16 protein-coding genes are annotated in these 14,166 nt (G+C 60.2%); 8 read left to right on the top strand and 8 right to left on the bottom strand.

All coding sequences use genetic code 11. The annotated features are described in order from the left end of the window. Nucleotides 1-297 precede the first annotated feature (297 nt). Complete coding sequence (locus VJV58_RS17830) at nucleotides 298-936, bottom strand: glutathione S-transferase (protein ID WP_324138685.1); 639 nt, start codon at nucleotides 934-936, stop codon at nucleotides 298-300. A 220-nt stretch (nucleotides 937-1,156) separates the two neighbouring features. Here VJV58_RS17830 and VJV58_RS17825 point away from each other — a divergent pair, with 220 nt between their 5' ends. Continuing rightward, nucleotides 1,157-1,612, top strand: a complete 456-nt coding sequence (locus VJV58_RS17825; protein WP_324138684.1) for a lipocalin-like domain-containing protein — start codon at nucleotides 1,157-1,159, stop codon at nucleotides 1,610-1,612. Between the two features lie 272 nt (nucleotides 1,613-1,884). Further along, nucleotides 1,885-2,691: a class I SAM-dependent methyltransferase gene (locus VJV58_RS17820; RefSeq protein WP_324138683.1), complete on the top strand. Its 807-nt coding sequence runs from the start codon at nucleotides 1,885-1,887 to the stop codon at nucleotides 2,689-2,691. Between the two features lie 284 nt (nucleotides 2,692-2,975). On the opposite strand, the gene VJV58_RS17815 is transcribed toward VJV58_RS17820, so the two are convergent. From VJV58_RS17815 to VJV58_RS17800, 4 genes are all read right to left on the bottom strand, one after another. Continuing rightward, nucleotides 2,976-3,197, bottom strand: coding sequence for a hypothetical protein (locus tag VJV58_RS17815; protein ID WP_324138682.1), 222 nt, complete (start codon nucleotides 3,195-3,197; stop codon nucleotides 2,976-2,978). 24 nt (nucleotides 3,198-3,221) lie between these two features. Further along, nucleotides 3,222-3,446, bottom strand: a complete 225-nt coding sequence (locus VJV58_RS17810) for a hypothetical protein (RefSeq protein WP_324138681.1) — start codon at nucleotides 3,444-3,446, stop codon at nucleotides 3,222-3,224. 190 nt (nucleotides 3,447-3,636) lie between these two features. After that, a complete protein-coding gene (ldtR, locus tag VJV58_RS17805) occupies nucleotides 3,637-4,152 on the bottom strand; it encodes a transcriptional regulator LdtR (protein WP_324138680.1) in 516 nt (171 codons plus the stop codon). A 415-nt stretch (nucleotides 4,153-4,567) separates the two neighbouring features. Beyond that, entirely contained in the window at nucleotides 4,568-5,029 is a 462-nt protein-coding gene (locus VJV58_RS17800) for a DUF6163 family protein (protein ID WP_324138679.1), read from the bottom strand. A 167-nt stretch (nucleotides 5,030-5,196) separates the two neighbouring features. On the opposite strand from VJV58_RS17800, the gene hemB reads away from it, so the two are divergent. The 3 genes from hemB to VJV58_RS17785 all read left to right on the top strand — a co-directional run bounded on the left by hemB (nucleotide 5,197) and on the right by VJV58_RS17785 (nucleotide 7,795). Next, a complete protein-coding gene (gene hemB, locus VJV58_RS17795; protein ID WP_324138678.1) occupies nucleotides 5,197-6,261 on the top strand; it encodes a porphobilinogen synthase in 1,065 nt (354 codons plus the stop codon). A gap of 119 nt (nucleotides 6,262-6,380) precedes the next feature. Further along, a complete protein-coding gene (locus VJV58_RS17790) occupies nucleotides 6,381-6,929 on the top strand; it encodes an RDD family protein (protein ID WP_324138677.1) in 549 nt (182 codons plus the stop codon). A gap of 89 nt (nucleotides 6,930-7,018) precedes the next feature. After that, a complete protein-coding gene (locus VJV58_RS17785) occupies nucleotides 7,019-7,795 on the top strand; it encodes an arginyltransferase (protein WP_324138676.1) in 777 nt (258 codons plus the stop codon). Between the two features lie 13 nt (nucleotides 7,796-7,808). On the opposite strand, the gene VJV58_RS17780 is transcribed toward VJV58_RS17785, so the two are convergent. Further along, a complete protein-coding gene (locus VJV58_RS17780; protein ID WP_324138675.1) occupies nucleotides 7,809-9,194 on the bottom strand; it encodes an Nramp family divalent metal transporter in 1,386 nt (461 codons plus the stop codon). 145 nt (nucleotides 9,195-9,339) lie between these two features. On the opposite strand from VJV58_RS17780, the gene VJV58_RS17775 reads away from it, so the two are divergent. Then, nucleotides 9,340-10,590 carry an MFS transporter gene (locus VJV58_RS17775; protein ID WP_324138674.1) on the top strand — a complete coding sequence of 417 codons (1,251 nt, stop codon included), beginning with the start codon at nucleotides 9,340-9,342 and terminating at the stop codon, nucleotides 10,588-10,590. Nucleotides 10,591-10,809: 219 nt separating this feature from the next. Here VJV58_RS17775 and VJV58_RS17770 read toward each other — a convergent pair whose 3' ends face one another. Continuing rightward, a complete protein-coding gene (locus tag VJV58_RS17770) occupies nucleotides 10,810-11,178 on the bottom strand; it encodes a septal ring lytic transglycosylase RlpA family protein (protein ID WP_324138686.1) in 369 nt (122 codons plus the stop codon). Nucleotides 11,179-11,780: 602 nt separating this feature from the next. On the opposite strand from VJV58_RS17770, the gene VJV58_RS17765 reads away from it, so the two are divergent. Continuing rightward, the gene (locus VJV58_RS17765; protein WP_324138673.1) at nucleotides 11,781-12,020 is read left to right on the top strand and encodes a DUF3551 domain-containing protein; all 240 of its coding nucleotides are present in this window, start codon (nucleotides 11,781-11,783) and stop codon (nucleotides 12,018-12,020) included. A 460-nt stretch (nucleotides 12,021-12,480) separates the two neighbouring features. Beyond that, the gene (locus VJV58_RS17760; RefSeq protein ID WP_324138672.1) at nucleotides 12,481-13,662 is read left to right on the top strand and encodes an MFS transporter; all 1,182 of its coding nucleotides are present in this window, start codon (nucleotides 12,481-12,483) and stop codon (nucleotides 13,660-13,662) included. Between the two features lie 31 nt (nucleotides 13,663-13,693). On the opposite strand, the gene VJV58_RS17755 is transcribed toward VJV58_RS17760, so the two are convergent. Further along, on the bottom strand, nucleotides 13,694-14,166 hold a 473-nt coding region (locus VJV58_RS17755; RefSeq protein WP_324138671.1), incomplete at its 5' end, for an ABC transporter substrate binding protein.

The raw sequence follows: 14,166 nt of genomic DNA, 5'->3' as shown, positions 1-14,166 counted from the left end.
GGATACTTCCCGCCAACTTGACGCCAGCGTCGAGACGTCAGAACCACACGACTTCGCCGTCCGCATCACATGCCGTTCGTCAGCGGCACATCAGCGTCCATCGCATCCCGTCCCGCGTCCGTGACGATCGCGAGCGCCCCTGCATGGGACGAGACGGCGGCGGCGCTTATGAAGTGATTTGCGTCAAGCGAGAACAAAAATGTTTTTGCAGGCGGGACTGGACAGGCCAAATCAGGTTGATCCCGTTGCGGAAATCACGATTTCAGAAAATTCGGGAGCCATCTTCTGGACCCGTTTTCACTTCGCAAATCGGTACGCCCCGCCCTTCTCGATCGAACGCTGGAACGCAGGCCGCGCGTGCATTCGGGATAACCAAGCGGCGAAGCTGGGATAAGGCCCGAGTTTGTCGAACACCTTTGCCATCTCACCAACGAAGCTCATCTGGACGTCGGCACCGGTGAACGTGTCGCCGATGAAAAACTCCCTGCCCTTCAGCGCGCCATCGATATAGCCGAGGTGGTTCGCAATCTCGCTGTCGATGCGCGGATGCAATAGCGCGCCCGCCTCCTTCAATCTCGATACGTAGAGATTGAGCATCAGCGGCAGCATCGCCGAGCCTTCGGAATAATGCAGCCACTCGTTATAGCTCTCGTATTCGGCGGTGCCGGGTTTAGGCATCATCGCGGGCTTGCCGTTGGCCTGCCCATAGCGACGCACGAGGTAATCGACAATCGCACCCGATTCCGCAATCCGAACGTCGCCATCGGTGATGACGGGTGACTTGCCGAGCGGATGCACCTCCGCGAGCTCCGGCGGCGCCAGCCGCGTCGTGGCGTTACGCTGATAACGCTTCATCTCATATGGCGTGCCGAGTTCTTCCAGCAGCCACAATATCCGCTGCGAGCGGGAGTCATTGAGATGATGAAGCGTGAGCATGGGTTTTCCTCGCCTGCGTGTTGAGCATCGAGCTCTACCAGAGGTTCCTCCGGGCGGTAAGCTCCCGCAACCCTGTCATCCGGCCTTATCTTACCCATCTCGCCCGTGCGTGGTAACGTCCGGCGTGCTCGATTGATGGTACCAATCTTTCCCTTGGGATAGACCGATGACTTTGCGAGCAATTTTCGCCGCATGCGCTATTGCGGCTTCTGGATCGTTCATGATGACAATCGACGTGCTTGGTCAGAAGCAATCTCTAAAAGATCAATTGGTTGGTACGTGGACCCTGCTCTCGTGGGAGCAAAAGAAAGGCGACGGCACCAAGATCGAGCGTTATGGGGCCGCTCCGAAGGGCATCGCCTTCTTTGACGCGACTGGGCGATACATCATCACGGTGATGCGCTCAGATCGAGCCAAATACGCGAGCAATACCCTGTGGCAGGGTACACCTGAGGAAAACAAGGAAACCGCCGACGGCACGATAACGTACTTCGGAACATATTCAGCAAACGAAGAAGATAGCAGCATCGCAATCCGTGTCGAAGGCAGTTCCTTTCCAAACTGGAATGGCACTGAACAGAAGCGCTTTGTCTCAATTGCGGGAGCCGAACTGACGCTGACCGTTCGTCCCCCGGCGGGAGATATAGTCGACGTGATTTGGAAACGAGCGAAGTGATCCGGCCGTCGAGTCTGCTTGTGGCCCATCACTACAACTCGCACTTGGCGCAAAACTTCGGCCGCAAACGGGGCATAGCGGAAATCGACGGGCAGCGATCTACCGCAAGGGGCTACGCTGGTAACCCGAAGCGGACATTGTATGACTTTGTGCCCGATAGTCCGGTCAGTTTGAATTTAGGTGCAGCGCCAGAGCGGCCTGAACTCCCCACTGCTGGTGGGTTGAGACCACGGCGCGGCTCGTAGTGCGCCCTTCGCACAGGAGCAAAATCTATGACGCCATCTTCTACATTCTTGTCATCAAGTGGCAGCGGTTATGAAGCTCAGATGGGGCGCTGGAGCCGCCGCCTCGCGCCATTGCTGATCGACTTCTCGGGTATCAGAGATGGCCGTGTTCTTGATGTAGGCTGTGGCACTGGGAGCTTAACCTTCGCGCTCGCCCAGAATCCAGCGGTTGGGGGCGTCACTGGAATTGATTTCTCAGGCCCCTATGTCGAGCATGCAAAGACCCTGAACAGAGATAGTCCGCGTGTCGCGCTAGAGGTCGGGGACGCCTGTGCTATGCCGTTCCCGGACGGCTCGTTCGATCATGCGATCTCCTCGCTGGTTATCCAATTCATCCCGGACGGCGCAAGGGCGGTGCGTGAGATGCGCCGCGTCACGCGTCGGGGCGGCACTGTCGCGGCCGCCACCTGGGACGTGCGGGGTGGTTTCGTGCCTTGGCGCATGTTCTTCGATACGGCGTCAATGCTTGATCCCAACGCAGCCGAGCGCCGTGCCAAGGCGTGTGCTCGCCCACTGGTGAAGCGTGAGGGCCTCTTGCGCGCCTGGTTGGATGCCGGCCTTGCAGGCGTCGAGGTTGATGCCCTGACGATTCGAATGGACTTCGCGTCGTTCGATGATTTTTGGACGCCGCACGAAGGAAGCGACGGCCCTTTGGCCGACTATCTGCGGACCCTGGAGCCGGACCTGAAGCAGAAAGTGCGCGGAGCTGTCCGAGCTGCCTATCTGGATGGTGAAGCGGACGGCGCGCGCTCCTATACAGCAACGGCTTGGTGTGTGAAGGGAACGGTATCCTGAGCCAGGACGTCCGAGGTAATCGCAACCCGGCGACACCCTCTCTGTCGAGGGCCGGTTATGGCCCATCGCGACAGACTGCGCTGCCGCACGAACTTGCTCGCTATAGGAGCAAAGCGGATGCCGTCACCAATCACATGACGCTACGGCGGGTAAAACCTCGAAGCAGTCGTGAAGCCGACTTTGAATGTAAAGACGCCATTTGGCGGCTAGCTGAAAGCAACGGTCCTGACTAGCCATCATGCTTGGCGCTGCATGCGAAGCAACGACCGGAGTACGCGTCCGCGTTACAGCCCCGTATATCCTGCCTTGACCGGATCGCTGCTACCGTCGAGCTGACGCAAATAGGTCAGGCCGCACACCGTCAACCGGTTGGTGTCTTTTTCGCCGGCCTCGAACAGCGTCGTGACGTATTCCGTCACCTTGGCCCGTGCCTCGGCGCTGGCCGCGGCGGAGCGGTTCACCAGGAGATCGTAGGTCATCATGATGCGGTCGATGGCGGCTTCCATGTTATCCTCTCTTATCCCTTCCGGTCAGACCAGTTCGTCGGCCTCAAATTTCGCGATCGCCTTGTTCGCGAGCTTTAATCTGTTGAATTCACCGCGCTCGAACAGCCGCACGATGATCTGCAGCAGCCGTTCGTTGGTACCCGACGTGTCCGGTATGGCGCCGGTGCGGCGCAAATAATTGGAGGCGATGCCATAGGCGTCGCCGACGACTTCGACGTTCATGACGAGCAATCCGCGCTCGACCAGCATGGGTACCCTCCGACACCGACCAATAATCGCGCGGCCGGAAAGAAGTTCCATTTTGGGGAACGGGACCTTGCAATGCCAAAAAGCATAGCGCACCGGTCCGGGAAATCCGGGCCGATGCGCTTGGGGGGAGTGCCTTCTTACCGCTTAGTGGCCGCCGGTCTTTTCAGGTCGCCGACTTGGCCAAAAATCATCAGAGCCGATAAAGGATCTGGTCGGTCCAGAAGCGCTCGAGACGATGGAGCGACTTGTTCAGCGTAGCGAACTCGTCATTGGAGATGCCGCCGACCTGCTCCACCGTCTTGACGTGCTTCTGGTAGAGCGCGTCGACGATGCGGCGGATTTCCTGGCCCTGAGCAGTCAGGCGGATGCGCACCGAGCGGCGATCGACTCGCGAGCGCTGATGATCGAGGAAGCCGAGTTCGACGAGCTTCTTCAAATTGTAGGAGACGTTGGAGCCGAGATAGTAGCCGCGCGTGCGCAATTCGCCCGCGGTCAATTCCTTGTCGCCGATGTTGTAGAGCAACAGCGCTTGCACTGAATTGATGTCGGCGCGACCACGACGATCGAATTCGTCCTTGATGACATCGAGCAGGCGGCGATGCAGCCGCTCCACCAATGTCAACGCCTCGAGATAGAGCGGCTGCACCGGAGCCTGGCCGGGAGCGCGTTCAGCGGTTTCCACCGCCGTTGCAACGGCTTTCATCATGACACTTCCCCTGTTGTCGTTTTATCGACTTATTCGACGAAACTTTTGTCCCGCCTGATAGCCTCAACTTAAGGGGGCCGATTGAACATCGGCTTAAATAAGAGAATAAAGAGATCATGAATTTAAGACAGTGAATCGCGGATTAAGCCCGTCGACAAAGGACTTTTCGCAACCTTTCATTGAGGGTGCATGTCGCCTGTTCACGCTTCGTCTGCCGCGCGTGTCGCATATAGGAACAGCTTCGCTCAAATTGGAAACGTCTGCGTAACCGATGTGGCCGGCCCATTAAAGTGACCGAAAAGTTACCGCAAAAACACCCAGATATTGGACACGCCGGATGAGGTTTGACCGGCTCTGACGCGCCCGAGCCAGGCGATCGCGCGCGACCGGCAGTGAAGAATAAAATTGAAGCGATCTATGGCGGCCGTTCGCGTGCCGCCATCCAGGCGAGCGCGAGATACGCTCCAAGCATCAATGCCTCGAGCGCAACAACCGTGAGGCTGCCGCCATAAATTGCAGGAAACATCAGCTCGATGATCGCCATCGAAACTACGGTGGTCAGCCACACCACCGCGCCCCACGGCGTCGCAAGCCAAAGCCCCACCGCAGCAACCAGTTCGATCACAGAGAAATAGACAGTTGCGGTCTGCCAAGCCATCGGCTGGCTTTCAAAGGCCTCTTCCTCGCCTCCGATGAAGCCGGTTACCTGCGCCCAATGGTAAAGGCCCTTGGTCACGGAAATGACAGCCATGATGCGCAAAAACAGGACTAGCCGCCGCGTCCACACGTTCTGGTCGGATTCGATTCGTTCCGAGGAAATCGCCGCCGCCGACATGGCGCCATCCCGCGACGGATCGCGCGAGGGGATTTCAGACATGCGGACTATCCATCAGCTTCAATACGCCTCCATTTCGAGCAGTCATGACCTCTCAGCTTGGCAAAATCAATTGGAGAGCTGAGTCTCGCATATGGTCAAGGCTTCCGTGACGAGCACGGCGCCGGCGTGCTAGACTCGGAAGCAACGGCGTCAGGAGAAACAGGCAAATGGCGATCAAATTCGGGCGGCCGATCGAAATGCGCGATGCGCCGCGGCGCGAGACCGCGATACCCGCCCCTTCCCTGGACCTGGTGGTTCGCCCCCGTCGCAATCGGAAGGCGGAATGGGCGCGCCGGCTGGTGCGGGAAAATGTTCTGACCACTGACGATCTGATCTGGCCGCTATTCGTGGTTGACGGCCATAACAAGCGCGCGGGCGTGGCATCGATGCCTGGTGTGGAAAGATTGAGCGTCGATCAGGCGGTGCGCGACGCCGAACGCGCCGTGAAGTTGAACATCCCCTGTATCGCGCTGTTCCCCTACACCGAACCCAACTTGCGCGACGAGCACGGATCGGAGGCAACCAACCCCGAGAATCTTGTCTGCAAATCGGTGCGCGCGATCAAGAAAGAATTTCCGGGCCTCGGGGTGCTTTGCGACGTCGCGCTCGACCCTTTTACCAGTCACGGACATGACGGGCTGATCGAGGACGGCAGAATTCTCAATGATGAGACCGTGGCGGTATTGGTGCGGCAGGCATTGGTTCAGGCCGAGGCCGGCTGCGACATCATCGCGCCCTCCGACATGATGGACGGTCGCGTCGGCGCCATACGCGCCGGACTCGATGCCGCCGGATGGCTTGACGTGCAGATTATGTCCTACGCGGCGAAATATGCTTCCGCGTTTTACGGGCCGTTCCGTGACGCGATCGGCTCGGCCAAGACGCTCAGTGGCGACAAACGCACCTATCAGATGGACAGCGCCAATTCCGACGAGGCGCTGCGCGAAGTGGAGCTCGACATTGCCGAAGGCGCCGACATGGTGATGGTGAAGCCGGGCATGCCTTATCTGGACGTGCTGCAGCGGGTCAAAACCTCGTTCGGCATGCCCACTTTCGTCTACCAGGTCTCCGGCGAGTTCGCGATGATTGCCGCCGCCGCCGCAAATGGATGGATCGATGGGGAGCGGGCGATGATGGAAAGCCTGATGGGGTTCAAGCGCGCCGGCGCGGACGGGATTCTCACCTACTTCGCGCCGCAGGCCGCCGAGAGGCTGAAGCTCGAACCAAGCTGAAGAGGTACTATGGACCCGCTTTCGCCTCTCACTTCTTGAAATGGTCGAGCGGCACCTAGCTCTTGCGGTCGAAGCCGAGCGTTCCCATGTCCTGCGCGACGTGGTCGGAGGACGGATCGATGTCTGACAGTTCGGGTCACAGCGACAGAGGCTGGCGAAGCGGCGAGGCGGATTTCCAGCCGCATGCGTTCGATCCCTGGGCAGAGCCCGAATTGTTTCGTGGCGTACTGACCAAGCGGGTGTTTGCGTTTCTGATCGATCTCCTCGTGCTTTCGATTCCGGTGATCCTGGCGATCATGTTTATCGCCGTATTCGGGCTGGTTACGCTCGGGCTCGGATGGGCGCTGTTCTGGCTAGTATCACCCGCCACGGTGATCTGGGCGGTGATCTATTACGGCGCCTCGCTTGGCGGTCCGCATTCGGCGACGCTGGGCATGCGCGTGATGGATCTGGAACTGCGCACGTGGTACGGCGCGCCCGGTTATTTCGTGCTGGGCGCCATGCACGCCGTGCTGTTCTGGGTTTCGATATCGTTCCTTTCGCCGCTTGTCCTGCTCGTGGGGCTGTTCAATAGCCGCCGCCGATTACTGCACGATGTGGTGCTGGGAACCGTGATCATTAACAATTCGGTTCGCAAACCGCTTGCGCAAACCGCGCGCACCTTCTGAGCGTGCCCTCTATACGCAAATTGATTGACCGTCGGCTTCCACGGCGCGATGCTGGCTTTGCTGTGCGTTTTCCAGACTGAAGATAGCCCGTGACCCAGCACTCGCGTGACACCCCGCAATTCTATCTAACGGCGCCTTCGCCGTGCCCCTATCTGCCCGGCCGGCACGAGCGCAAGGTCTTCACCCACCTGGTCGGGGACAAGGCCGGCGATCTCAACGACCTGCTGACCCACGGTGGCTTCCGGCGCAGCCAATCGATCGCCTATCGCCCCGCCTGCGATCAGTGCCGCGCCTGTGTGTCGGTTCGGGTGATCGCCAACGAATTCCGGCCCTCGCGCAATCTACGAAAGATCCTGGCGCGCAACGCCGACATCACCAGCGAGCAGCGCAGCGCGGTGCCGACTTCCGAGCAGTATTCGGTGTTCCGCGCCTATCTCGACCACCGTCATCGTCACGGCGGTATGGCGGACATGACGGTGCTCGACTATGCGATGATGGTTGAGGACAGTCACGTCGAAACCCGGGTGATCGAATATCGCCGACGCGGCGCTGACAGTGGTACGACCGGGCGTGGTGAGGAGCTGGTCGCTGTCGCATTGACCGACGTGCTGAGCGATGGGCTGTCGATGGTCTATTCGTTTTTCGAGCCCTCGGAGGAAAGCCGCTCACTGGGCACTTTCATGATACTCGATCACATCGCGCGCGCCAGGCGGCAGGGCTTGCCATACGTCTATCTCGGCTACTGGATCGAAGGCTCCAAAAAAATGGACTACAAGGGCCGCTTCCTGCCGCAGCAGCGGCTGGCACCCTCCGGCTGGCTACGGGTCGATGCCTCCGGCGAAGTCCGCACCGAGCCGCAGGATTGAGTTCTGACGCCGTTCACGGACTGACGTAATCCCAGAGCAGCTTCGCGTTCAGGGCGATGATCACCGCCGCGGTCACCGCGGCGAGCGCCGTCAACCAGCGCGGCGAGGTGAACGGCCCCATTTTCGCGCGGCTTGCCGTAAACATCACCAGCGGCACCACGGCGAACGGCAATTGCAGGCTGAGCACGACCTGGCTCAAAATCAGCAACTGCCCCGTCGCCTTCTCGCCAGCCCAGATCGTCACCACCACGGCCGGAACAATCGCGATCATGCGCGTCAGCATGCGCCGCAGCCATGGCGCAATCCGCAAGCGCAGGAAACCCTCCATCACGATCTGGCCCGAAAGCGTCGCGGTAACCGTCGAATTCAATCCGCAGCACAGCAGCGCGATTGCGAACAGCGTTGGCGCCAAGGTCGAGCCGAGCAAGGGCGAGAGAAATGAATAAGCCTGATCGAGTTCGACGACGTCGGTCTTGCCGACCCGATGGAAGGTCGCCGCTGCCAGGATCAGGATGGACGCATTGATCGTCAGCGCCAGGCACAGCGCGATCGTCGAGTCGATCGTGGCGAGCTTTATGGCCTCGCGCTTTTCTTCGATCCCCTCGCCATAGCCGCGGGTCTGCACCAGGCCTGAATGCAGATAAAGATTATGCGGCATCACAGTCGCGCCAAGAATGCCCAGCGCCAGATAGAGCATCTCGCGATTGCGGAAAATATCGGTTGTCGGCGCAAACCCGCGAAGCACGGCGCCCCAATCCGGATCGGCCATCGCAATCTGCACCGCAAAGCAGGCCGCGATCACCGCGAGCATCGCGACCACGAAAGCTTCAATCCATCGGAAGCCGAACGCCTGCAGCCCCAGGATCAGGAATACATCGGCGGCGGTGATGATCACCCCGATTTCCAAGGGAATATGAAACAGCAGATTGAGGCCAATGGCAGTGCCGATCACTTCGGCGAGGTCGGTCGCGGTGATGGCGATTTCCGCCGACAGCCATAGAGGCAGCGAGATCCAGCGCGGAAAGGAATCACGGCAGGCCTGCGCGAGGTCCCGGCCCGCCCCAACGCCGAGCCGTGTGCACAACGATTGCAGCACGACCGCCATCAAATTCGACAGCAGCGCGATCGTCAGCAGCGCGTACCCGAACTTGGAGCCGCCGGCGAGCGAGGTCGCCCAGTTGCCCGGGTCCATATAGCCGACCGCGACGAGATAGCCCGGACCGAGAAACGCCAGCAGCTTGCGCCAGAACGACCCGCCCTTTGCGGTCTGGATCGATCGAAACATCCCCGCCAGCGAAGGCTCGCCGCGTGCCTCGCGCCAGCCGGATCTACCCGACGGCGCCGTGATGGCAGCCTTCGGCGGCGGTTCAGGTGGTAGCCGGGGTAGTCTCGCGTCCATTTCCACAGGATGACCGACTATAGCTCTTATTGCAACTAATTTGCATCTGCATCTAGGCCCGCGCGGGGATTATCCGAAACCGGGTGGTTTTGTGGGTCACGACCCGACACATTCGACCGAACCACGGGAAATGCGAGCGAATGCGATGAGCCATCAAACCAACCTTCCGCCTCGCCTGCCGTCGACCTTCAATCGGCTGGCCTGGTCCAATCTGGCGGCGCAATCGGCCGAGCAGGTCGCGCTTGCGGCGGCCCCGATTGTTGCGGTGCTGTTGCTCGGAGTCGGCGAAGGCCAGACCGGGGTGTTGCAGACCGCGCTGACATTACCCTTCATCCTGTTCGCGATCCCCGCGGGCCTGTTGGCGGACCGAATGGCCCGGCGGCGGCTGATGGCCGGAGCCGAAGCACTGCGGGCTGTGGCTCTGCTCGCCATCCTCGCGTTGATCGGGCTCGACCTCCTAACCTTGCCCCTGCTCGCGCTTGCGGGCTTCGCCGCCGTGTGCGGCACGGTCGTCTATAGCGTAGCGGCTCCAGCGCTGGTGCCGTCACTGGTCTCGGCGCAACTGCTGCCGGCCGCCAACGCGAGGATCGAACTCGCGCGTACCGTAGCCTTTGCAGGCGGACCGGCCGGTGGTGGCGTGTTGGTGGGATGGGTTGGCGCCGCGCCAGCCTTCGGTTTCGCCGCCGCGCTTTCCGTGGTCGCCGTGGTGTTGCTATCGGGGATCTATGAGCCGGCGCGACAATCCGCGCCGCAGCGCCAACCGCTGCAGGAGATCAAGGAAGGGGCTGCCTTTGTGCTGCATCATCCACTGCTGCGGCCGGTATTCGTGACCCAATTCATTTTCAACACGGCGTCGTTCCTGCTGCTCGCGGTGTTCGTGCCCTATGCGGTGCGTCGTCTAGCGCTGTCGGCAACCGGCGTCGGCACCACGCTCGCAATGTACGGCGTCGGCATGGTATTCGGCGCGCTGCTGGCGACGAGGGTAATGCGCCATCTGCCATTCGGGATCGTCATCGGATTGGGGCCGGTAACCGGGTTTGTCGCGGCGACTTTGATGGCTTTGACGACGCTTATTGCCAGTCCGGCATTGGCCGGCTTGAGCTTCTTCCTGCTCGGCGCGGGACCGATACTTTGGGTGATCAGCACCACCACCCTGCGGCAGTCGGTGACGCCGCCGAGCCTGCTCGGTCGAGTCTCGGCGATCAACATTATGAGCTACGGCGCCCGCCCGCTCGGCTCCGCCCTGGGTGCCGTCGTCGGCGGGATTTATGGCGCGGAAAGTTGCTTGTATCTCGCAGCCGTGATCTTCGCCGCACAAGCTCTGGTGATTTTGATGTCGCCAGCGGTGTCGCTGGCGCAGCAGCCGGAAATGATGAGCGAGCCCACGGTGGCATAGCAAGTCAAGGGACTGCCTCCGGTCTGAACTGTTACCGTTCATGGGTTGGGACCTCTTCGTCCCTTCCGTTTACGCGGAGGTGGCACATCGTGAGCGCCAGCGAAAACGATGTGTCGGATGGGGACCGGTTCTGCAAACGAGGTATTCGCGCGACATCATTCACTAGCAACCAGTCGCTTTGATTTTGCTACTTCGCTGCCGGAGATTTTGTAGATACAGCTAAAGCACCTCGGCACGAACCCGGGCCACGCCGCGATCCGTAATTCCCAGGGTACGCGCAGCACTGAGAGAAAGATCGAGCATGCGGCTGGGAGCCTTCGGTCCGCGGTCGGTGATGGTAACGATAACCGACTTATTGCTCGCGAGGTCAGTCACGCGCACTCTCGTGCCAAACGGCAGGCTCCGGTGTGCTGCGGTTGGCAAATCCCGGTTGAACGAAGAACCGCTCGCTGTTTTTCCTCCTCGATACGAATAGTATGAGGCCTTTCCGGAGAAGCTGCGCTTCAACGATCGATTGGCTGACGCATTTTCCGAACCACGCGTCGGCTCTGCTACCGCCCGAGACGGCTGTTGCGGATACGATTTCATTTCCCGTTCGGCCGCAGGAGGTTCTTCCGCATGCGCCTTCGGAATAATAGACCATCTCTCTTCGAAATTCTGTGCTGCAGCCGGGTTAGCGTGTACCCCCATCCACGCCGAGACGAGCGCAACTGCAATTTTTGTATGAGGACGCATGATCGCCTCACCACCGGCAAATACAAAACAAAAGGGTAATGAAAAATCACGGGTATTTGTTCCAGCCCCCGAGCCGAGTTGAACAGAGCGGAACCGGAACTTGCAGCAGCACCAAATGTTTATTCAGCGTGGGCCAAGCTGAGGAGGCGTTTATGCCGGTGTTATTGCTCTGGGCTGTTCCCGCCGTGATTGTCGTGGGCGGGGCGGGCTACTGGTTAATTCACATGCACTGAAGATTGCCACGTGAGTCGAACGCCCGAGCCGGAATACCGGCCGGGCGTTTTCTCTGCAAAGCAGTCCAAAAATACTGGGGAAGCGGGACGGCGACGAAGTAGAAGCAGACCAGTCGAGGGCACAAGCAAGTGCGCGCGGAGCCGGCGGGCGTGCGTCAACAACAGCTCGGATCGTAACCCTCATTTTGATGGCAGACGTGTTGCTCTAATCGGAGGTTTCGCGTGGTCAAGCTCGCTTTTGCGTCCCTTGCGCTTGCTATGGCCCTCATCGCCACACCGGTACAGGCGCAAATGTACGATCCCAACTATCCTGTTTGCATGCACGTCTATGGCGAGTTGGAGGGGGAACGGATGGATTGCATCTTCACCTCGCTCGCCCAGTGCGCAGCCACGGCCTCCGGTCGTCCAGCAACCTGCCTGGTGAATCCATATTACGCGCGCAGATCACGTCGACGCGGATAGCAAGAAGCGCATCAGACGTTCTGAGCGCTAGACGGCGAGGGGAAATGAAGATTGGCCGTTCGCCTGTTGATCACGCGGCTATATCAATCCACTCGGAACTACCGACAAGGCCGCCATCTGCACGCCGTCTTAGAATGTGCTTGTGACAGCTGTTACCGACCCTCCTGGTCTCAGGTCTTACCTTTCATGTCCGTTTGGACCTCTTCGGCTGTTGACGCCTGTTGCGTGGCGGATGCAAATGCGGGGCAATGAGGCAAAGCAGGGTGCGGCGCGCGCCCTCGCGCGCAAAAAAGGTGATCGCTATCTCGCTGCAAGATCCAGGCATCGTCGCGATGTGGATGCCGCAACCTGGAACCCTGGTTGCCCATGCCGCGATACCAGTGTTCAGCAATATTTTGGTTAGGCACAGCGCATCCTGGTCCAGGATGTTGCGTTGCTCCTGCATCGTGGCGCCGCAGCCATGAACCGGCACCAACTTTTGATCGTCTTCGCGCTTGGTAGCACCCAAACTTTGGCGTGGGCCTCCAGCTACTACCTCCCGGCGATTCTCGCCGATCCGATCGCGCGCGATCTCGGCGTCTCCTCGAACTGGATATTCGCCGCCTTCTCGGCGTCGCTGGTCATTGCCGCCATGCTGGGACCACGTGTCGGCCGACAGATCGATCTCGTCGGGGGCCGACAGGTGCTGTCTCTTTCCAATCTCACGCTGGCCGCGGGGCTGGCGCTGCTTGGCGCGACCTATTCGATTCCCGTGCTGGTTCTCGCCTGGCTGTTGCTCGGCATCGGCATGTCATTCGGTTTATACGATGCAGCCTTCGCGGCACTCGGCCGCATCTATGGCGACTCGGCGCGACGCTCGATCACCGGCATCACGCTGATTGCGGGCTTTGCTTCTACGGTGGGATGGCCTCTTACGGCGTGGGGCCTGGATACGATCGGTTGGCGAAACACCTGCTTCGCCTGGGCCGTCGCGCATATGGTCATCGGCCTGCCGGTGAATTTCTTTGTGCTCCCTGCGGTCAAAGGCGCCAAGGCTGCGGTCGCAACAGCGGTCAAACCTCACATTCCGATCGATCGCACGATGATTCTCCTCGCCTTCGCATTCGCGGCCGCCTGGAGTGTCACCGGCGCAATGGCCGCACATTTGCCGCGCATTCTCGAGGCGGCCGGCGCCACAAGCCTGCAGGCCGTTTCGGCAGGCGCACTCATCGGCCCGGCGCAGGTGGCTGCGCGCATCGTGGAGGCAAGTCTGCTAAGCCGCTATCATCCGCTGCTGTCGACGCGGCTCGCCTGCCTCATGCACCCGATTGGCGCCGCCATTCTGGCGCTGGCCGGGGGCGCGGCAACGAGCGCGTTCGCGATATTTCACGGAGCCGGCAATGGCATTCTTACCATCGCCCGGGGCACGCTGCCGCTGGCGGTCTTCGGCCCTCAAAATTATGGGTACCGGCTCGGCATCATCGGCGCGCCGGCGCGAATGGCACAGGCTGCGGCGCCGCTGGCGTTCGGACTATTGATCGACGTGATGGGCAGCCGCATCCTGATCGTCTCGTCCGCACTAAGTCTTTCCGCGTTGCTGGCGCTGTTGCTGTTAGGTAAGCGATCCTCGCAAAGTGAAGCCCGATGCGATCCGGGCGGCTAACCAACTGATTAAGCGCGAGAGCCTCAGCAATTTACTCGATCACCTCATCAGCCAGCGCGGATAGCGATGGCGGGACTGTGAGGTTGAGATATTTGGCCGTGCTGAGATTGATTAGGAAGCGCACATAGATCGGCCGCTGGATCGGAAGCTCGGCCGCCTTTTGACCACGCAGAACTTTGCCGACCATGTCCCCCGCCTGTTTCACCAGGTCGAAGTTGTTAGGTCCATACGAAATAAGGCCGCCGACTTTCGCGTAAATCGGGAACAGTCCGATTGAAGGCAGCCGGAATTCGCGCGCGAACTCCGCAATGGCAGCCGCTTTGTCCACAAAGATCGGCGACGAGTGAACCAGAATTGCGTCAACTTTTGCATCAACGGCGCGTTGAAAGACGCTGCGAAAATCACCGGGCTGATCGATACCGAAAAGCGTTGTCGCGATCCCCACCTTTTGCGCAGAGATTTGCCCGGCTTTGACCTGGGTTTGATCGAGGTGAAGGTCGTAAA

This window comes from Bradyrhizobium sp., assembly GCF_035273305.1.
Classification (GTDB): Bacteria; Pseudomonadota; Alphaproteobacteria; order Rhizobiales; family Xanthobacteraceae; genus Bradyrhizobium.
Note: the sequence above shows the minus strand (reverse complement) of the source record. Positions and strands in the feature narration are given on the sequence as shown.